This is a genomic window from Jeongeupia sp. USM3 (assembly GCF_001808185.1).
In the GTDB taxonomy this organism is placed as follows: domain Bacteria; phylum Pseudomonadota; class Gammaproteobacteria; order Burkholderiales; family Chitinibacteraceae; genus Jeongeupia.
Map to the genome: position 1 here is coordinate 1466935 of NZ_CP017668.1, position 18846 is coordinate 1485780.

Below are 18846 nucleotides of genomic sequence, written 5' to 3' on the forward strand. Positions count from 1 at the left end.
GATGGACCCGAATCGCTGGATGTGGTGCCTGCTGCTGATCGCCGGGCTTGCCGTCGGCCCCGGCTGGTATGTCTATGCGCGCTTCTTCTCGGGCACGCTGCTCGGCAGCCATGCGCTGCAGCAGTCCGCGGCGCCGCAATCGGTTTCGCTGAATGTACGCGCCGATCAGGGGCCGGTCGGCATCGTGCTCAAGGGCGATGTCGGCGGCCGGCGCTTCGGCCCCGAGACCCGTGCCGACTTCGTCGTCGAGGTCCGCCAGAACGGCCTGCCGCTCGCCAAGGACGTCCTGGTCTTCGTCGACGCCAAGACTTCGGGCGATACGGTGCCGGACCGCACGCCGACCCGGCTGGGGCTGGCGCCGATCGAACTCGAACGCGGCGGCGCGCTCGAGATCAGCGTCACCGCGATCGGCGCGCAGACGCTGACGGTCCACGATCTGGCGCTCGACGTTCGCGGTGGCGTTCACCCGTCGCCGTCGCACTGGCTGATCGGCGGCGCGCTGCTCGCGCTCGGCGCCGCGGTGATGCTGATTCTTCGCCGCTGAGGCATAAAAAAACGCCGGCAAGCCGGCGTTTTTTTTGTGGTCAAGCAGGCCGGTCAGGCGACCCGGCGAGAAAAATCCCTGAGCCGGAAGCCGAGCGCCGCCAGTGCACCGAAATAGGCGAGCATCCCCGCCGAAATCAGCAGCGCCAGCCGCAGCAGCCGCGACGCCATATGGCCGCTGTCCCAGGCCGGCATCAGCATCATCACGCCCCACAGCGTCGCGGCCATCACGGCAACGGCGACCAGCAGCTTGATCAAGAACATCCGCCAGCCCGGCTGCGGCTGATAGATGCGCTGGCTGCGCAGCTTCCAGAACAGCAGCCCGGCGTTGAAGCACGCGCCAAGACCGATCGCCAGCGCCAGCCCGGCGTGCTTCAGGTGCCAGACGAAGGCCAGGTTCATCAGCTGGGTCACCGCCAGCGTCAGCAGTGCAATCTTCACCGGCGTGCGGATGTTCTGCCGCGCGTAGAAACCCGGCGCCAGTACCTTGACCAGGATCAGCCCGACCAGACCGACCGAATACGCGATCAGCGCGTACTGGGTCATCAGCGAATCGTGGGCGCTGAACTTGCCGTACTGGAACAGCGACGCGGTCAGCGGCTCGGCGGTGATCGCCAGCCCGACCGCCGACGGCAAAGCAAGCAGCAGGCACAGCCGCAGCCCCCAGTCGAGCAGCACCGAGTAGCCCGCGCTGTCGTTACTGGCGTGGGTTTTCGACAGCGACGGCAGCAGGATCGTGCCGAGCGCGACGCCGAGCACGCCGGACGGGAACTCCATCAGCCGGTCGGCGTAGTACATCCACGACACCGAGCCGGAAACGAGGAAGGACGCGAAGATCGTGTTGATGATCAGCGACACCTGCGTCACTGACACGCCGAGCACCGCCGGCCCCATCTGCCTGAGCACGCGCCAGACGCCGGTGTCCTTCAGGTTCAGCCTCGGCAGCACCAGCATGCCGATCTTCTTCAGGTGCGGCAGCTGGTAGCCGAGCTGCAGCACGCCGCCGGCGAGCACCGCCCATCCGAGCGCCATGACCGGCGGGTCGAAGTACGGCGTCAGCCACAGCGCAAACACGATCATGCTGATGTTGAGGAAGGTCGGCGCGAATGCCGGCACCGAGAAGCGGTTCCAGGTATTGAGCACCGCACCGACCAGCGAGCCGAGCGAGATCAGCAATATATAAGGGAAGGTGATCCGCAGCAGCGAGCTCGTCAGCGCGAACTTCTCCGGCGTATCGGTAAAGCCCGGCGCCGAGACCCAGATCACCCACGGCGCGGCGATCATGCCGATCGCGGTCACCAGCGCCAGCACCAGCGTCAACAGGCCGGCGATGTAGGCAACGAAAACCTTGGCCGCCTCGTCGCCCTGCTGCTTCTTGTATTCGGCGAGGATGGGCACGAAAGCCTGCGAGAACGCGCCCTCGGCAAAAATCCGCCGCAGCAGGTTGGGCAGCTTGAAGGCGACGAAGAACGCGTCGGTCATCATCCCCGCGCCGAAGATGCGGGCAACGATGGCATCGCGGGCAAATCCGAGGACGCGCGACACCAGCGTCATCGAGCTCACCGCGGCGAGCGATTTGAGAAGATTCATGGCAGCCAGCAACGTTGGAAACGCTGCGGATGATACGCCGTCCACCCGTCCCGGGCAGTGTGCATTTGTATCCGGGCTTGCGTCGACGGGAACGAAACGATAAAATCGCGGGTTTTCAAGTGGCTGGCTTCGGGCCACGCCCGATTTTCCATCCCATCCGTTTTTTGGAGTTGACTGAATATGGCTAACAGCGCCCAAGCTCGCAAGCGTGCGCGTCAGGCTGAACAAGCCCGCCAACACAATGCCAGCCAGCGTTCGGCGTTCCGCACCGCGATCAAGAAGGTGCTGAAGGCGATCGAAGCAGGTGACAAGGCTGCCGCACAAGCGACCTACCAGGCATCGGTGTCGATCATCGACAGCATTGCCGACAAGAACATCTTCCACAAGAACAAGGCCGCTCGCCACAAGAGCCGCCTGTCCGCTGCCGTGAAGGCAATGGCTGCCTAAGCGCAGACACAGGAAGACAAGAAACCCCGACCCCGGTCGGGGTTTTTTATTGCCGCTACACCCGGCAGCGGTACAAGCAGCTTCTCCCCCCAGCCCCGGCCATGCCGGGGTTTTTTCGTTTACGCGACATCATCCAACGCCAGCTGCCAAAATACTTTCACACCAAGAAATGTTTGGCCATCATGACGGTTTACCCGATCAACAACAAGGAAGGATGCCGTTCATGAGTCTGGTCTATGGAAAAGAGAAAACGCTGTTCGTGGTCATGGCGGTGCTGGCCGGCATCGTCTGGCTGGCGCTGGTGCTCGGCACGCTGGGCATTGCGCTCTTGTATGTGCTGATCGGCTTCCTGGTCTACCTGCTGACGCAGTCGGCCTTCATCTCCTATCTGCGCGGCACCGCGGTCCACATCACCGCCGAACAGATGCCGCAGCTGTACCAGCGCATCGAGCAATGCGCGCGCAAGCTGCAGATCCGCGATGTGCCGGACGCCTTCGTGCTGCAGGCCGACGGCATGCTCAACGCGCTGGCGACCAAATTCCTCGGCCGCCGCTACATCGTGCTGTTCTCGTCGGTGCTCGACGCGCTCGAAGACCATCCGGACGCGATCGACTTCTACATCGGCCACGAGCTCGGCCACCTGCGCCGCAACCATCTGAACTGGGCGCCGTTCCTGATGATCGTCAGCTGGATTCCCTTCCTCGGCGCCGCCTACCGCCGCGCGCAGGAATACACCTGCGACCGCCACGGCCTGGCCTGCTGCAGCAACCCGCTCGACGCCCAGCGCGCGATCGCCACGCTCGCCGCCGGCGGCAGCTACCGCAAGGTCGACGTCCAGCGCTACAGCAGCCAGATCGACTGGTCGCGCGGCTTCTGGATGTCGTTCCACGAACTGGTATCCAGCTATCCGTGGCTGACCAAGCGCATGTACGCAGTGCAGGAACTCGCCGATGGCCGCGAGCCGGTGATGCCGGGCCGCAACCCGCTGGCCTTCGCGCTGGCGCTGTTCGTTCCGAACGCCGGTACCGGCGCGGCCGGTTCGCTGATTCTGGTGGCGATGATCGGCGTGATGGCCGCGGTCGCAATCCCTTCCTACCAGAAGTACCAGCAGCGTGCGACCGAGCGCTCGCTCGGCCTGTCGCACGAGGACTTCGGTGCCGCCGCGGCGACCGAGGCCGAGCAGGTCGTCACCGAAGTGGACAGCAGCGGTGCCGACGATCTGGCACACGCCGAAAAGCAGGCCGACGAAGCACGTGCTGCGCTCGAAGCGATCCAGAAGGAAATCGCCGCCCGCCAGCCGGCGACGAAGGAATAAGCCGCCAAGCAAAACGGCCACCCGAGGGTGGCCGTTTTGTCGTGTGCGCAAAGGCGCTTAGGCAGCGCGCTTCTTGAACTCGTAGGTGCGGGTGTCGATTTCGATGCGGTCACCGATTTCGATGAAGGCCGCCACCGGCAGCTCGTAACCCGAGCCCTTGAGCTTGCCCGGCTTCATCACCTTGCCCGACGTGTCGCCACGGACGGCCGGCTCGGTGTATTCGATTTCGCGGACGATGGTCGTCGGCAGTTCGACCGAGATGGCCTTGCCTTCGTAGAACGTCACTTCGCAGACGTCATCCATGCCGTCGACGATGAAGTTGACGGCTTCGCCGACGTTTTCCGCTTCGACTTCGTACTGGTTGTACTCGGTGTCCATGAACACGTACATCGGGTCGGCGAAGTAGGAATAGGTACATTCCTTCTTGTCGAGCACGACGACGTCGAACTTGTCGTCGGCCTTGTAGACCGCTTCCGACGGGGCGTCGGACAGCAGGTTCTTCATCTTCATCTTCACGACCGCGGAGTTGCGGCCGGACTTGTTGTATTCGGCTTTCTGGACGACGAGCGGCTGGCCGTCGACCATGATCACATTACCCGGGCGGACTTCTTGTGCGGTTTTCATGCAGGATTCCTGAACAGCAAAATGGCGGTTGGAGTTTGAAATAACTCGCTATTTTAACTTGGACCGCGTGAAGTTGACCAGATTGCCGGCCAAATTGCCGTTACCCAGCAGATGTTCGGCCCACGGCCCGGCGTGCGCGCGCAGTTGCGGCAGCACAGCGGCAAAGCCCGGCCATGCCGCGGCGGCGTCCTGGCCAAGATTCCAGGCGCGGATGAAATCCGTCGCGGCGGCCTGCACCGGCTGCGGCAAGCCGGCCAGCCACAGCGCCAGCCACGCGTCGAGCTTGATCAGGTGTGCGTCGTCAGCCTGACGGTAGATGTGCCACACCAGCGGTGCCCTGGCCCATTGCCCACGGACGAAGCTGTCCTCGCCGCGGACGAAGTTGAGGTCGCAACTCCACAGCAGCCGGTCGTAATCGGTCTGGCGCACGAAGGGCAGCACGCTGATCGTCAGTGCACCGCGGACGACGGTGTCCCCGACGGCCAGCGGCGTGCCCAGCCAGTCGTTCAGTTGCGGCAGGATGCGTCCTTCGGGCACCAGACAATGCACCGGTGATCTGCCGCCCGCCCAGGCGTCGAGCAGGCCGGCAAGCGCGTCGTTCTCGTAGGCAAACAGCGAGACCAGCAGGGCGCCTTCCCGCGGTTTCACCCTGAGCGTATCCAGCAGGTGCGCACGTGCATGCGCGCCCCAGCCGGCGCGGGCGGCGAGCGTTTCGCGTTCGGCGATCAGCCCGCCGGTCTGTGCGGTAAAACCGGGGAAAAAGAAATACTTCTGCAGCCCGTGGCCCTGCGGGCTGGCGAGCCGGTGGCAGCCGCTCACCCAGTCCTCGGCCGACAGGTATTCGAGATTCAGCCACACCGGCGGCACCGCCAGCGTGCGCATCAGCGATACCGCCGACGCCGGCACGGCACAGGCAAAAGCCTCGACGACGACCTCGCCGAGTTCGTCGACGACGGTATCGGCATCCCAGCGCTCGACCGTCACGCCGTCCAGCCACTGGGTGCGCGCATGCGCCGACGCATCGGGGCACAGCCTGGCCAGGCTGGCCGGATCGTCGATCCACAGCACGACGTGCAGGCCGAACTCGTCGTGCAACTGCCGCGCCAGCCGCCAGCAGACGCCGATGTCGCCAAAGTTGTCGACGACCCTGCAGAACACGTCCCAGCGGCGCGGCGTCACGACACGCCCCGGAGACTGTCGTTCGAATGCGGTTTGGCGATCCATGGCAAGGGGAAGGAAATCGGGAGATACATTGGATGTAGACGTACTGGCCGTCGATCGGTTCTTGCCGTTCGGCGGTCGGCCCTTGATTTGATTCGGGCACCGATTCTATCCGATCCGCATCGCGCACCGCGCAAGCCCCGCCTCGGCCGCGCCTTCCTGCTGGTCCTTTCCCGTCGCCACCTTAATACCAATTGGATAACCGGCTGTTTCTGCGTGACATTCGGGCTGTGCAGGCCATTGAGGCAAAGCTGATTGACAGAAAAAATGAATGTGTATTTCACGTAGCTGATACGTGCAATGCAGACATTCCATAAACAACCAGTAGGACGGAGATCGATGAACAAAAAACAACACGCCGCCCGGCTCTGCGCGGCCTTGCTGATGGCCGCCGGCGTCATGATCGCCCACGCCGCCCCGGCCTGGCAGGAGGGCAACACCTACAGCGCCGGCACCACCGTGAGCTACAACGGCCGCGACTATCAGGCGCTGGTCACCCATACCGCCTACGCCGGCGCCGGCTGGAACCCTGCGGCGACGCCGACGCTGTGGAAAGACCTCGGCGTCACCGGCGACAGCCCGACACCCGCGCCGACGCCTGCTCCGACACCCGCTCCGACACCTGCTCCGACACCTGCTCCGACACCTGCTCCGACACCTGCTCCGACGCCCGCGCCGACGCCCGCGCCGACGCCTGCGCCGTCGGGCTGCCCGGTCTGGACCGCCGGCCTCTCGGTCACCGCCGGCAAGTCGGTGCTGTACAACGGCAGCAGCTACAAGGCGCTGGTCACCCATACGACGCAGACCGGCTGGGAGCCGGCCAGTGTGCCGTCGCTGTGGCAGCCGGACAGTGTCTGCGCCACGCCGGCCCCGACCCCGGGCGGCCCCAGCCCGACGCCGGCACCAACCGCGCCGTTCTGCGCGCCGGACTGGGTATCGAACAAGATCTATCCGAAGGGCAAGGTCGTCGGCTACAAGGGTGCAGCGTACGAAGCGCTGGTCGATACCTATGCGATTCCGCCGGACAGCACCGTCTACACCAACCAGTGGAAACTGGTCGGCGTGCCGAAGGCCGACCTGTGCCCGGTCAGCGTGCCGAACAACATCGACTATGGCACCGCCAAGCCGGTGACCGGCAACCCGAATTCGGGCGTCGTCAAACCGGCCGGCACGATCGGCGCAGCCCGCATCGCCAACACCGCCTCGACCGCGCCGGCCGGCACGCGCGGCGGCGTCAACCCGGCCACCGATCCGGGCGGCAACCACCCCGGCTTCGATGCCGATACCGGCGCCCGCGTCGCCAAGCTGGCCCCGGGCACGCTGGCGCTGCAGCACAACGTCTACAGCACGCAGGCCAGTCAGGAACGCGTGGCCTACCTCGGTGACTGGGCAATCTACGGCCGCCGCTTCGACTTCTCGAAGCTGCCGGTGCAGAACCTCGACCGTCTGGTCTACGGCTTTGCCGGCATCTGCTTCCCGGCGGCGAAGAACACCCAGGATCCGGGCTTCCCGACCACGGCACCTGCGGCGGTCAACCGCACTTGCGGCCTGGGCACGACCAAGCTGCCGGACGGCGCGATGGCGATGGCCGATTACGAGGCGGCGTTCCTGCGCAACCAGCCGGGCGGCCAGACCGCCAAGATCTCGGGCATCGAGGGCATGTACGAGATCGGCAAGGACGACGTCGGCGGCGTGTTCGGCGTGCTGTACAACCTCCGCAAGGCCAATCCGAACCTGAAGCTCGACCTGTCGGTCGGCGGCTGGACGCTGTCGGAAGGCTTCCCGTGGATGGCGTCCGATCCGACCCGCCGCAAGGTATTCGTCGATTCGATCGTCGCCTTCCTCGAGCGCTACGACTTCGACGGCATCGACATCGACTGGGAGTACCCGGCGAGCGACGGCGCAGTGCCCGGCATGGCACGGCCGGACGATGCGCAGACCTATCTGCAGCTCTTGAAGGACCTGCGTGCGGCGATGGACTGGCTCACGGTCAAGACCGGCAAGAAGTACCGGCTGTCGTCGGCGATTCCGGCGACGCAGGGCAAGATCGACAAGCTGGCGTGGACCGAGATCAACCAGTATCTCGACCGGCTGTACGTGATGACCTACGACCTGACCGGCGCGTGGGAACGCAACATCAGCCACCACACCCCGCTGTACAACAACCCGAACGCCAACGGCTCGTCCACGGGTTCGTCGGCCAGCTGGATGATCGAGTACCTGAACCGCCAGTACGGCGTGCCGTTCGACAAGATGATGATCGGCGTGGCCAACTACCACCGCAGCAAGGCCATTCTGCCGGGCGACATCTCCGAGTACGGCAACGGTCTGAAGGGCGACACGCGCTTCGGCGATCCGAACTGGACCGGTGCGGCGTTCATCACCGGCATCGCCGGCATCGGCAGCTGGGAAGCCGGCGTGGTCGAAGGCTACGACCTGTACCAGAACTACTTCGACCGCGAACTCAAGCCGCGCAACGGCTACCACCTGTACACCGACAAGGCGGCCAACGCCGACTACGCGGTGAACCCGGTAGGCGCCAGCGGCTGGTCGTACATCTCGCTCGAAACCCCGCGCACCGCCGGCCTGAAGGCGCAGTACGCCAAGGACAAGGGGCTGGCCGGGGTGTTCTTCTGGCAGATCGAGCAGGACAACGGCTACAACCTCAACGCCGTCAACCACGTGCTCGGCAACAAGCTGATCACCGACACCGCCGACGGCAAGCCGCAGGACCAGATCGCCACCTGCGGCGAAAACGTCAGTGCCGCCGAGTGCCAGGACCTGATCAAGGCCATCAAGTAATCCGCTAGCCACCCGCACCCCGGCCAGAACCGGCCTCAATCGGCGAGCGAGCCAAAGCAGCGTGGTCCCGCCCGAAGCACAGGAACCGGAATGGACATGAAGTCCATGAGGATTCCGGGCATCGGACGGGGACGCGATGCACAGGCGTAGCCGCCGAATGAGGTCGGTTTTCCTGCCGGGGTGCTTTTGCGCGTTCAAACACAGGAATCCACCCATGCAATCGAAACTTCTGACCCGCCTGCTCGCAGGCGTCGTCTTTGCCGCCGGCATCATGGCCGCCCACGCCGCCCCTGCCTGGCAGGAAGGCAGCACCTACTCCGCCGGCACCACGGTGAGCTACGCCGGTCGCGACTATCAGGCACTGGTCACCCATACCGCCTACACCGGTGCCGGCTGGAATCCGGCGTCGACACCGACGCTGTGGAAGGACCTCGGCACGAGCGGCGGCACGACCCCGACCCCGACCCCGACCCCGACCCCGACCCCGACCCCGACCCCGACGCCGACCCCGACGCCGACGCCGACGCCGACGCCGACGCCGACGCCGACGCCGACACCAACACCAACACCAACGCCAACGCCAACGCCGTCGGGCAACTGTAGCGCCGCGGCCTGGTCGTCGACGACGGCGTACAACGGCGGCGCCACGGTCAGCCATAACGGCCGCAGCTATTCGGCCAAGTGGTGGACGCAGGGCGACGTACCCTCGAGCAATGTCGGCGATGGCAAGCCGTGGAACGATCTCGGCGCCTGCGGCCCGGTCGGCCCGACCCCGACCCCGACCCCGACTCCGACTCCGACTCCGACTCCGACACCGACACCGACACCGACACCAACGCCAACGCCAACGCCAACGCCAACGCCAACGCCAACGCCAACGCCAACGCCAACGCCGGGCAATGATGGCCTGCCCAAGCACGTGCTGGTCGGCTATCTGCACGCCAGTTTCGCCAACGGTTCCGGCTACATCCGGATGAACGACGTCTCCGACAAATGGGACATCATCAACCTGTCGTTCGCCGAGCCGACATCGGCCACCTCGGGCCAGGTCGCGTTCAGGCAATGCCCGTCGACCGAATGCCCGAACGTCGAACCGGAAGCCGAATTCATCGCCGCGATCAAGGCCAAGCAGGCCAAGGGCAAGAAGGTGCTGATCTCGATCGGCGGCGCCAACGGCCAGGTCCGGCTGGAGACGCCGGCGGCCGCGACCAACTTCGTCAATTCGGTATCGAGCATCATCGACAAGTACGGGCTGGACGGCCTCGACATCGACTTCGAAGGCCACTCGCTGCAGCTGAACGCCGGCGACAACGATGTCGCCAAGCCGACCTCACCGGTGATCGTCAACCTGATCAGCGCGCTGAGGAGCCTGAAACAGCGCTACGGCGACCAGTTCACGCTGACCATGGCGCCGGAGACGTTCTTCGTCCAGCTCGGCTACAGCTTCTACGGCGGCACCTGCGCCGGTTGCGACACCCGCGCCGGCGCCTATCTGCCGGTGATCTACGCCATGCGCAACGACCTGACGCTGCTGCACGTGCAGGACTACAACTCGGGCCCGATCACCGGCCTCGACAACCAGTACCACACAATGGGCAACGCCGACTTCCACGTCGCGATGACCGACATGCTGCTCAAGGGCTTCAAGGTTGCGGGGACGAACTTCCAGTTCCCGGCGCTGCGGCCGGAACAGGTGGCCATCGGCCTGCCGGCCAACGGCAACGCCGGCGGCGGCTTCACCAGCGTCGCCGACGTCCACACGGCGCTGAACTGCCTGATGAAAGCGGCCGGCTGCGGCAACTACAAGCCGTCGGCCGCCTACCCGGGCCTGCGCGGGCTGATGACGTGGTCGGTGAACTGGGACAAATTCAACAACTTTGAATTCTCGACCCAGCACCGCGCCTACTTCGACGCCTTGCCGCAATAAGCAAAGCAAGGGCGCCGCATCGGCGGCGCCCTTGTCGAGCCCTCGGGCTCAGCCGATATAGCCGGTCAGATGCCAGAACACCTCGCGACCGCCGACATCGGGAAATCGCTCGTTCCGCTGGATCACGACCACCTGCGGCTTGGTCGTCAGGCACTTCCACAGCCCGGCCTGCAGGCAAAGATCACCGGTCTTGTACACAGCGCCGAGCGCGCAACCGCGCAACTTCAAATCCGTCTGGTTCATGCGAAGGCCCCGTAAACAATACAACGTTGCGAATAGCAACATATATTGCATACGGCCCGCCATAAGCAGGAACCCCAATCGGCAGCGGCTCAGTCACCCAGCAGCATGCGCAGTTTCGGATGCAGCGCCGGGTCGAACAGTTCGGGCAACCGCTCCTCCCCCACCCATTGCAGAACCTCGCGCAGATACGGCAAAGCGGCAGCGGTTTCGCCGAGCGCCAGCCACGAGCGTGCCAGCGACAACGACGCCGACACCGCCGGCTGCGGCAGCGACAGGCAGAACGGCCGGGCGCGTTCGGCCGCAACAATGCTCTCGCGATAGCGGCCGACCTCGTACAGCGCCGCGGCCAGACCACTGTCGATCCAGAAACGGATCGCCTCCTCGGGCATGGACTGCGCTGCCATTTCCGCCGCCAGCAGCCATTGCTCGACACTTTCGGCATGACGGCCTTCGGCACCGAGGCGGATACCCCGATTCGCCAGCTCGAACGCCTCGCGCTCGTCCGGGCCCATCCGCGCCAGGCGGTCGGCCTTGCGGGTGTATTTGCCCATGGCGCCCAGCCTCAGTTCGAGAACTCGACCTTGGCGGCGTGCTGTGCCTCGTCGGTCGAGTATTTCACCCGAATCTTCTTGGCCGGCACCCCCAGTTTCACCAGGGCATTCTTGACGTTGTTGGCCCGTGCAATCGCCGCGGCCTTGGCATTGCCGATGTCCTTGCGGTCGCAGTAACCGGTAATGACGATGCGCTTGGCCGCCGAAGCCTGATCCAGCAGCAGCGGAAGTTGCGCCTGCGCCTGCTCGTCGAGCTTGACGCTCTGGGTCGCGAACCTGACCAGCGACGGATCGGCACGAGTCACTGCTGCGCCCGGCGTGCTGCCCGCCTTCGCGACCTCGGCCGACGCAGCCTTCACTGCCGGCTTGCTCTGTGCGCCTTCGGCACCGGACGGCGGATTCTGCGCACATGCGGACAACAGGACAGCGGCGATCATGACAAGCAGACGGGACATAAAACCTCCAATTCAGCAGATACGATTGAAAACAGCCCCGACACATCGGAGCTGGCATCGGGTAATCAGAAAGATGCAGCGATGAACATCCATCAACAAGACAACTACTTTCTGTCACCAGATCAACAAATCTCTGTCACCAAAATCGAATAAAAGTTCACAAAGCCAATCAGACGAGCATGACTCTGGCATCGGCGCAGAAAGCCGGCTGTAGTTGCGGCCGGCTTGGCGGGTTGTCGCCGGCACTTGGCAGCATGGACGGGCAGCCGAGCCATCCGCTGGCGCTGCGGCACTGCCGGGCGTCGTAGTGGGTGCAGCCCGGTACGTGAGGAGATGGGCGACTCGGTATTGCCGGAGAAGATGCGCGGCAGCCCCGGCTTTCATCTGGGCATCCGGCAACTCGCGCAAAGACGCCCGATGTGTACAGGCATAAAAAAGGCCGGACGCTTGGCGTCCGGCCTTTCGATGACAGCTTGATATTGCTGGAATTTCTGGTGGGCCCTGTGGGGCTCGAACCCACGACCAAAGGATTATGAGTCCTCTGCTCTAACCGACTGAGCTAAAGGCCCGTGTACTGACAAGGGGCCCTATCTTATTGCTCGTTGCCCAGACTTTCAAGGAAGCTCTTCAAGCGCTCCGACCGGGTCGGGTGACGCAGCTTGCGCAGCGCCTTGGCCTCGATCTGCCGGATCCGCTCGCGGGTGACGTCGAACTGCTTGCCGACTTCCTCGAGCGTATGGTCGGTATTCATGTCGATACCGAAACGCATCCGCAACACCTTGGCCTCGCGCGGGGTCAGTGTGTCGAGGATTTCCTTGGTCGCTTCGCGCAGGCCGGCGTAGACGGCGGCCTCGGCCGGCGCCACGGTCACCGAGTCCTCGATGAAATCGCCCAGATGCGAATCGTCGTCGTCGCCGATCGGCGTTTCCATCGAGATCGGTTCCTTGGCGATCTTGAGGATCTTGCGGATCTTGTCCTCGGGCATCTCCATCTTCTCGGCCAGCTCTTCCGGCGTCGGCTCGATGCCGGTTTCCTGCAGGATCTGCCGCTGGATCCGGTTCATCTTGTTGATCGTTTCGATCATGTGCACCGGAATCCGGATCGTCCGCGCCTGGTCGGCGATCGAACGGGTGATCGCCTGACGGATCCACCACGTCGCGTAGGTCGAGAACTTGTAGCCGCGGCGGTATTCGAACTTGTCGACCGCCTTCATCAGGCCGATATTGCCTTCCTGGATCAGGTCGAGGAACTGCAGGCCGCGGTTGGTGTACTTCTTGGCGATCGAGATCACCAGACGCAGGTTGGCCTCGATCATTTCGCGCTTGGCGCGTCGGGCCTTGGCCTCACCGGTCGACATCTGCCGGTTGATTTCCTTCAGGTCCTTGATCGGCAGCATCGCGCGGGTCTGCAGCTCGCCGAGCTTTTCCTGCTTTTCCATGATCGCATGCTGGTAGCGCGTCAGGATCTCGCCGTACGGCTTGTTCGCGGCCAGCTCTTCAAGCACCCACGACGGGTCGGTTTCACGGCCCGGGAAGTTCTTGATGAAATAGTCGCGCGGCATCCGCACGCGCTGGATGCACAGGTCCATGATCTCGCGTTCGTGGCTGCGGATCTCGTCGACCATGGTGCGAACCTGATCGCACAGGTTCTCGGTCTGGCGGGCCGAGAAACGGATGACCTGGAAGGCTTCGGCGATGTGCTGCTGCTGTTCGAGGTAGGCCTTGCCGTGCGGGCCGTCCTTGGCCAGCGCCTTGAGCATCTTCTCGTAGTGGCCGCGAATCATGTCGAAATGCTCGCGGGCCTGCGTCTTCAGCAGCTCGAGGTTGGCCGCCGCAGCACTGGCGCCGCCGTCGTCCTCTTCCTCTTCGCCGTCTTCGTCCTCGTCGGCGGCATCATCCTCGGTCACCGGCGGCTCGGGCTGCGCCTCTTCTTCGACCGCATTCGGGTCGATGAAGCCGTCGATGACGTCGTCGATACGGATCTCGTCGTTGAGGCCCTTGTCGACCAGCTCGAGAATCGTCTCGATCGTCGTCGGGCAGGCCGAGATCGCGGTGATCATGTGCTTGAGGCCTTCCTCGATCCGCTTGGCGATTTCGATTTCGCCTTCGCGGGTCAGCAGTTCGACCGTACCCATTTCACGCATGTACATCCGCACCGGGTCGGTGGTGCGGCCGAACTCGGCATCGACCGACGACAGCGCCGCTTCGGCTTCTTCGGCCGCATCATCGTCAGCGACGGCGGCCGGCGCGTCGGACATCAGCAGGTCTTCGGCGTCGGGCGCCTCGTCATAGACCTGGATGCCCATATTGGTGATCATGCTGATCACGCCTTCGATCTGCTCGGCGTCGAGCATGTCTTCAGGCAGATGGTCGTTGATCTCGGCGTAGGTGAGGTAGCCGCGCTCCTTGCCCTGAACGATCAGCGACTTGAACTTCGCCTTGCGAACTTCAGGGTCGAGCATATCGGAAGCATCATCGTTCGCATCGCGCGATTGCTTGCGATCGAGGTCTTCTTTGTCAAATTCTTGATCAGCCGCCATGACTCGTTGGACTCGGAAAGATTCGGAAAAACCGAGGATTATATCAGATAAAACAGCCTCGTAGCCGCGCCGGGACCGGCACTACTAGCGTGAAGCCAGCAATGCCAGGTACTCCTGCTTCTCGACTTCGGTCAGGCCACCATGGGCTGCGCGGTATTCCAGCTCGGCCCGACGATCCAGTGTAGCCGGCCGGCTCAGCGCCTGCGCCGCCATTGCCAATACTGCCGCGAACTCCACCTCGCGCTCCTCGGGCGCCATCCGTTCGAACTCGGCGGCGCCCTGCGTCAATGCCCTGGCAAGTTCGGTGTACGACAGCTCGTCCCGCCAGAGTTCCAGCAATTGTGAGCCGCGCTCGAACTGCGGATGCGCCCTCGCCGCCTGCAACAACTCGACCAGCAGCCCGGCACGGCCGTCGCGCGGCCAGTCCTGCCAGAGCGGCTCGGCGCGAACGGCCAGCGCGGGCTCTGTCAGCACCAGCTGAAGCACCTGGGTCAACGGGTCGCGCCGCGATTTTGGCCGCGGCAACGGTGCCAACGGGCGATCCCGGTCGCGCCATTTCCCCTTGCCGCGCCCACGCCAGCGATCACCGTCGTCGTCGCGCCTGCCGTAATACGGGCGCTCGCCCTCGGGCGGATAGTCCGGCTGCACGGACGCATTCTGCGCAGCGCTCTCGCCACCCAAGATGAGGTCGAGTTCGCCCATTTCCAGCCGGCACAATTCCGCCAGTCGCTTTTTCAGCATCAGCGCATACGCCGGCGCCCTCACCTTGACCAGATGCGGCCTGGCCAGATGGATCAGCCTGGCCCGCCCTTCCTCGCTTTCGAGTTCGACCTGCGACGAGAGCTCGCGCAACAGGAACTGCGCCAGCGGCACCGCATCCTGCACCATGCGGGATTCGAACGCTTCACGACCGAATTCGCGCACATAGGAATCCGGGTCGTGCTCGGCCGGCAGGAACAGGAAGGTCAGCTTCTTGCCGTCGGCGACCAGCTCGAGGCTGTTCTCGAGCGCGCGCCACGCCGCCTTGCGGCCGGCACGGTCGCCATCGAAGCAGAACACCACGTCGTCGGCCAGCTTGAGCAGCTTCTTCACGTGCTCCGGCGTGCAGGCGGTACCGAGCGTCGCGACCGCGTACTCGACGCCGTGCTGCGCCAGCATCACGACGTCCATATACCCTTCGACCACCAGCACCCGATTGGTATCGCGGATCGCGCCCCGCGCCTGGGCCAGGCCGTAAAGCTCGCGCCCCTTTTCGAATACCGGCGTTTCGGGCGAGTTCAGGTATTTGGGTTCGCCCTGCCCCATCACGCGGCCGCCGAAACCGATCACCGAACCGCGCTGGTTCTGGATCGGAAACATCACCCGGTCGCGGAAACGGTCGTAACGGCGCTTGCTGTCTTCCTTGTCGATCACGAGCCCGGCTTCGGCGACCAGCTTGTTCCAGTCGTAATCGGCAAAGACCTGCTTCAGCGCCTGCCAGTCGTCACCGCCGGGCGAGTACCCGAGGCCATAGCGCGCCGCGGTCTTGCCGTCGAGCCCGCGCCCCTTGAGGTAGGCGATCGCCGCCGGCGCGGTCTTGAGCTGCTGGCGGTAGAAGTCGCACGCCGCCTTGAGCACATCGAACACGCCCGGCTCGGCACGCGGCGCATCGGGGGCGCCGCCGGCCTCCTGCGGCACAGTCAGCCCGACCGATTCGGCGAGCTTGCGCACCGCATCGGGAAACGGCAAGGCCTCGTACTCCATCACGAAGCTGATCGCCGAGCCGTGCACGCCGCAGCCGAAGCAGTGGTAGAACTGCTTGCTCTGGCTGACGGTGAACGACGGCGTCTTCTCTTTATGGAACGGGCAGCAGGCGTGATAGTTCTGCCCAGCCTTCTTCAGCGGCAGATAGCGCTCGACCACGTCGACAATGTCGACGCGGTTGAGCAGGTCCTGAATGAAGGACTCGGGAATGCGGGCCATCGAAACGCCGGATTAAGCCAGACGTGCCTTGACCAGCTTGTTGACCTCGGCCATGTCGGCACGGCCGGCCAGCCCGGCCTTGAGTTCGCCCATGATCTTGCCCATCGCCGCCGGCGTGGTGCCGTGCGCTGCGATCGCGGCGTCGACCGCCGCAGCGATCTCGTCGTGCGACAGTTGTTGCGGCATGTAATCCTTCAGCACCTCGACTTCGGCGCGCTCGACGTCGGCCAGATCCTCGCGGCTGGCGGCAACGTACTGCTCGATGCTGTCACGACGCTGCTTGAGCATTCTTTCGATCACCGCGGTGATCGCCGCATCGTCGAGTTCGATGCGCTCGTCGACTTCGCGCTGCTTGATCGCCGCAAGCAGCAGGCGGATGGTACCAAGCCTGGTCGCCTGCTTTTCCTTCATCGCGGTCTTCATGTCTTGCTGGATCTGGGCTTTCAGGCTCATCGGCGGACTCTCTCATGGGGAATGCACAAGGCACGGCAAAAACACCAAAAGGCCGCTCTCAGGCGGCCTTTTGCGCTCGGACGAAGTCCGATCAGTACAGCTTCGGCGGCAGGGTCTGGCTGCGCAGGCGCTTGTAGTGGCGCTTCACTGCGGCAGCGAGCTTGCGCTTGCGCTCAGCGGTCGGCTTTTCATAGAACTCGCGCGAACGCAGTTCGGTCAGCAGGCCGGTCTTTTCAACTGCGCGCTTGAAGCGGCGCATTGCTACTTCAAACGGCTCGTTCTCTTTAACACGTACGGAAGGCATCGAGCGATATCCTGTTAATCTGTGTGGGACACTTGGATGAAAGTTTCGCATTATTCCAGAACGCGGCACCGATGTCAAAACCGTCCGCTTTGCTGTGGCGGATCAAGCCGGTACGATACGCGCATTCCAGTTGCCATACAGAACACCATGCTCGTCCTTGGAATCGAATCGTCGTGCGACGAAACCGGCATCGCCCTTTACGAGACCGATGCCGGCCTGCTCGCGCACCGGCTGCACTCGCAAATCGCCATGCACACCGAATACGGCGGCGTCGTGCCCGAGCTCGCATCGCGCGACCACATCCGCCGCGTACTGCCGCTGCTCGAGGATTGCCTCGCCGAAGCCGGACGGACGATCGCCGACGTCGACGCCATCGCCTACACCGAAGGCCCGGGCTTGGCCGGCGCGCTGCTCGTCGGCGCATCGGTCGCCAACGCGCTCGGCTTCGCACTGCAAAAGCCGGTCGTCGGCGTCCACCACCTCGAAGGCCACCTGCTCTCGCCGCTCCTCGCCGATCCGGCCCCGCAGTTTCCGTTCGTCGCGCTGCTGGTGTCCGGTGGCCATACCCAGTTGATGGCCGTGCATGGTATCGGCCGTTATGAGCTACTCGGCGAAACCGTCGACGACGCCGCCGGCGAAGCCTTCGACAAATCGGCCAAGTTGCTCGGCCTGAGCTATCCGGGCGGACCGCAAGTCTCGAAGCTGGCCGACAGCGGCAACGCGACGTGCTTCAAGCTGCCGCGGCCGATGCTGCACTCGGGCGACCTCGATTTCAGCTTTTCCGGACTGAAGACTGCAGTGCTGAATCTGGTCAAAAAGGAACAGGGCGAAGACGGCGCACTCGACGATGCGACGCGCGCCGACATCTGCGCCGCCTTCCAGGAGGCGATCGTCGAGGTACTGGCAAAGAAATGCCTGGCCGCGCTGAAACAGACCGGCATGCAGCGGCTGGTGATCGCCGGCGGTGTCGGTGCCAACCGGCAACTGCGTGCCGGCCTCGACGATGCGGCAAGACGACGGCATTTCGAGGTCTTCTACCCGCCGCTGGCGCTGTGCACCGACAACGGCGCGATGATCGCCTTTGCCGGCGCGATGCGCCTCAAGTACGCCGCGGCCGACTACCGCTTTGGCGTCAAGCCGCGCTGGGATCTGGCGGCGCTGCCGGCGGCCTGATTCCCCACCGGCGGGTACCGGTCAGACGACGTCGAAACGGGCGTCGATCGACTCGCCAAGCACCAGCCGCAGCTGCTCGCCGGCCTTGATCGGGCCGACACCTTCGGGCGTACCGGTGTAGATCAGATCGCCCGGCTGCAGGGTGAACCGGCTGGAAATCCACGCAATCAGCGTCGTCACATCGAACGCCATGTCGCTCACATCGGCATGCTGACGGCGCTCGCCATCGACGTAGAAATCGAAACTCACCGCGTCCAGCGCAGGCAAGGCCTCGGGCGCGACGAAGCGCGTCAGCACGGCCGCGCCGTCGAAACCCTTGGCCAGCGTCCACGGCATACCGGCCTTCTTGGCCTCGGCCTGGACGTCACGCGCGGTCAGATCGAGCCCCAGCGCGTAACCGGCCACGTGAGCCAGCGCACCGTCAGCCGGAATATCCTTGCCACCGCCGCCAATCAGTACGACGAGCTCGGCCTCGTGATGGACGTCGCTCGACCACGACGGCAGCCGGATCGCCTCGCCCTCGCGCAGGACTGCCGACGTCGGCTTCAGGAACACCACCGGCTCGGCCAAGATCCGGCTACCCATTTCCCTGGCGTGTGCGACGTAATTGCGCGCGACACAGAAGATATTGCCGACCTGCCACGCCTTGCCCGCCACCTCGACCATTGCCATCGTTCACTCCTGCCATTGATAGTCC

General features: G+C 64.4%; 17 protein-coding genes and 1 tRNA gene. 6 read left to right on the forward strand and 12 right to left on the reverse strand.

Going from position 1 to position 18846, the window contains the following annotated elements; translation table 11 throughout:
* Position 1 precedes the first annotated feature (1 nt).
* On the forward strand, positions 2-544 hold the full coding sequence (locus tag BJP62_RS06845; RefSeq protein ID WP_145927137.1) for a hypothetical protein: 543 nt from the start codon (positions 2-4) through the stop codon (positions 542-544).
* A gap of 53 nt (positions 545-597) precedes the next feature.
* On the opposite strand, the gene murJ is transcribed toward BJP62_RS06845, so the two are convergent.
* Positions 598-2133, reverse strand: a complete 1536-nt coding sequence (murJ, locus tag BJP62_RS06850; RefSeq protein ID WP_070528185.1) for a murein biosynthesis integral membrane protein MurJ — start codon at positions 2131-2133, stop codon at positions 598-600.
* A gap of 180 nt (positions 2134-2313) precedes the next feature.
* Between murJ and rpsT the strand changes: the two genes are divergently transcribed.
* Together rpsT and BJP62_RS06860 are read left to right on the forward strand one after the other, a co-directional pair.
* On the forward strand, positions 2314-2580 hold the full coding sequence (rpsT, locus tag BJP62_RS06855) for a 30S ribosomal protein S20 (protein WP_070528187.1): 267 nt from the start codon (positions 2314-2316) through the stop codon (positions 2578-2580).
* Positions 2581-2803: 223 nt separating this feature from the next.
* Positions 2804-3895: a M48 family metallopeptidase gene (locus tag BJP62_RS06860; RefSeq protein ID WP_070528189.1), complete on the forward strand. Its 1092-nt coding sequence runs from the start codon at positions 2804-2806 to the stop codon at positions 3893-3895.
* Between the two features lie 57 nt (positions 3896-3952).
* Here BJP62_RS06860 and efp read toward each other — a convergent pair whose 3' ends face one another.
* Together efp and earP are read right to left on the reverse strand one after the other, a co-directional pair.
* Positions 3953-4519: an elongation factor P gene (gene efp / locus BJP62_RS06865; protein ID WP_070528190.1), complete on the reverse strand. Its 567-nt coding sequence runs from the start codon at positions 4517-4519 to the stop codon at positions 3953-3955.
* Positions 4520-4567: 48 nt separating this feature from the next.
* Positions 4568-5698 carry an elongation factor P maturation arginine rhamnosyltransferase EarP gene (gene earP / locus BJP62_RS06870; protein WP_236943675.1) on the reverse strand — a complete coding sequence of 377 codons (1131 nt, stop codon included), beginning with the start codon at positions 5696-5698 and terminating at the stop codon, positions 4568-4570.
* A 381-nt stretch (positions 5699-6079) separates the two neighbouring features.
* On the opposite strand from earP, the gene BJP62_RS06875 reads away from it, so the two are divergent.
* Both BJP62_RS06875 and BJP62_RS17950 read left to right on the forward strand, forming a co-directional pair.
* Positions 6080-8542, forward strand: coding sequence for a glycosyl hydrolase family 18 protein (locus tag BJP62_RS06875; RefSeq protein ID WP_070528194.1), 2463 nt, complete (start codon positions 6080-6082; stop codon positions 8540-8542).
* Between the two features lie 214 nt (positions 8543-8756).
* A complete protein-coding gene (locus BJP62_RS17950; RefSeq protein WP_168163812.1) occupies positions 8757-10469 on the forward strand; it encodes a chitinase in 1713 nt (570 codons plus the stop codon).
* A gap of 48 nt (positions 10470-10517) precedes the next feature.
* Here BJP62_RS17950 and BJP62_RS06885 read toward each other — a convergent pair whose 3' ends face one another.
* From BJP62_RS06885 to rpsU, 8 genes are all read right to left on the reverse strand, one after another.
* Positions 10518-10712 carry a hypothetical protein gene (locus BJP62_RS06885; protein WP_070528196.1) on the reverse strand — a complete coding sequence of 65 codons (195 nt, stop codon included), beginning with the start codon at positions 10710-10712 and terminating at the stop codon, positions 10518-10520.
* Positions 10713-10801: 89 nt separating this feature from the next.
* Positions 10802-11263, reverse strand: a complete 462-nt coding sequence (locus BJP62_RS06890) for a hypothetical protein (RefSeq protein ID WP_070528199.1) — start codon at positions 11261-11263, stop codon at positions 10802-10804.
* Positions 11264-11274: 11 nt separating this feature from the next.
* The gene (locus BJP62_RS06895; protein ID WP_168163813.1) at positions 11275-11700 is read right to left on the reverse strand and encodes an OmpA family protein; all 426 of its coding nucleotides are present in this window, start codon (positions 11698-11700) and stop codon (positions 11275-11277) included.
* A 510-nt stretch (positions 11701-12210) separates the two neighbouring features.
* Positions 12211-12287: transfer RNA gene (locus BJP62_RS06900), tRNA-Ile, on the reverse strand.
* 23 nt (positions 12288-12310) lie between these two features.
* Positions 12311-14179, reverse strand: a complete 1869-nt coding sequence (rpoD, locus tag BJP62_RS06905) for an RNA polymerase sigma factor RpoD (RefSeq protein WP_236943676.1) — start codon at positions 14177-14179, stop codon at positions 12311-12313.
* Positions 14180-14341: 162 nt separating this feature from the next.
* Complete coding sequence (gene dnaG / locus BJP62_RS06910) at positions 14342-16219, reverse strand: DNA primase (RefSeq protein ID WP_070528206.1); 1878 nt, start codon at positions 16217-16219, stop codon at positions 14342-14344.
* A gap of 12 nt (positions 16220-16231) precedes the next feature.
* Entirely contained in the window at positions 16232-16672 is a 441-nt protein-coding gene (locus tag BJP62_RS06915; RefSeq protein WP_070528208.1) for a GatB/YqeY domain-containing protein, read from the reverse strand.
* Positions 16673-16763: 91 nt separating this feature from the next.
* On the reverse strand, positions 16764-16976 hold the full coding sequence (gene rpsU, locus BJP62_RS06920) for a 30S ribosomal protein S21 (RefSeq protein WP_070528210.1): 213 nt from the start codon (positions 16974-16976) through the stop codon (positions 16764-16766).
* Between the two features lie 147 nt (positions 16977-17123).
* On the opposite strand from rpsU, the gene tsaD reads away from it, so the two are divergent.
* Positions 17124-18149, forward strand: a complete 1026-nt coding sequence (tsaD, locus tag BJP62_RS06925; protein ID WP_070528212.1) for a tRNA (adenosine(37)-N6)-threonylcarbamoyltransferase complex transferase subunit TsaD — start codon at positions 17124-17126, stop codon at positions 18147-18149.
* Between the two features lie 21 nt (positions 18150-18170).
* Here the strand turns inward: tsaD and BJP62_RS06930 are convergent, their stop codons facing one another.
* A complete protein-coding gene (locus BJP62_RS06930; protein WP_070528215.1) occupies positions 18171-18821 on the reverse strand; it encodes a fumarylacetoacetate hydrolase family protein in 651 nt (216 codons plus the stop codon).
* Positions 18822-18846: the final 25 nt, after the last annotated feature.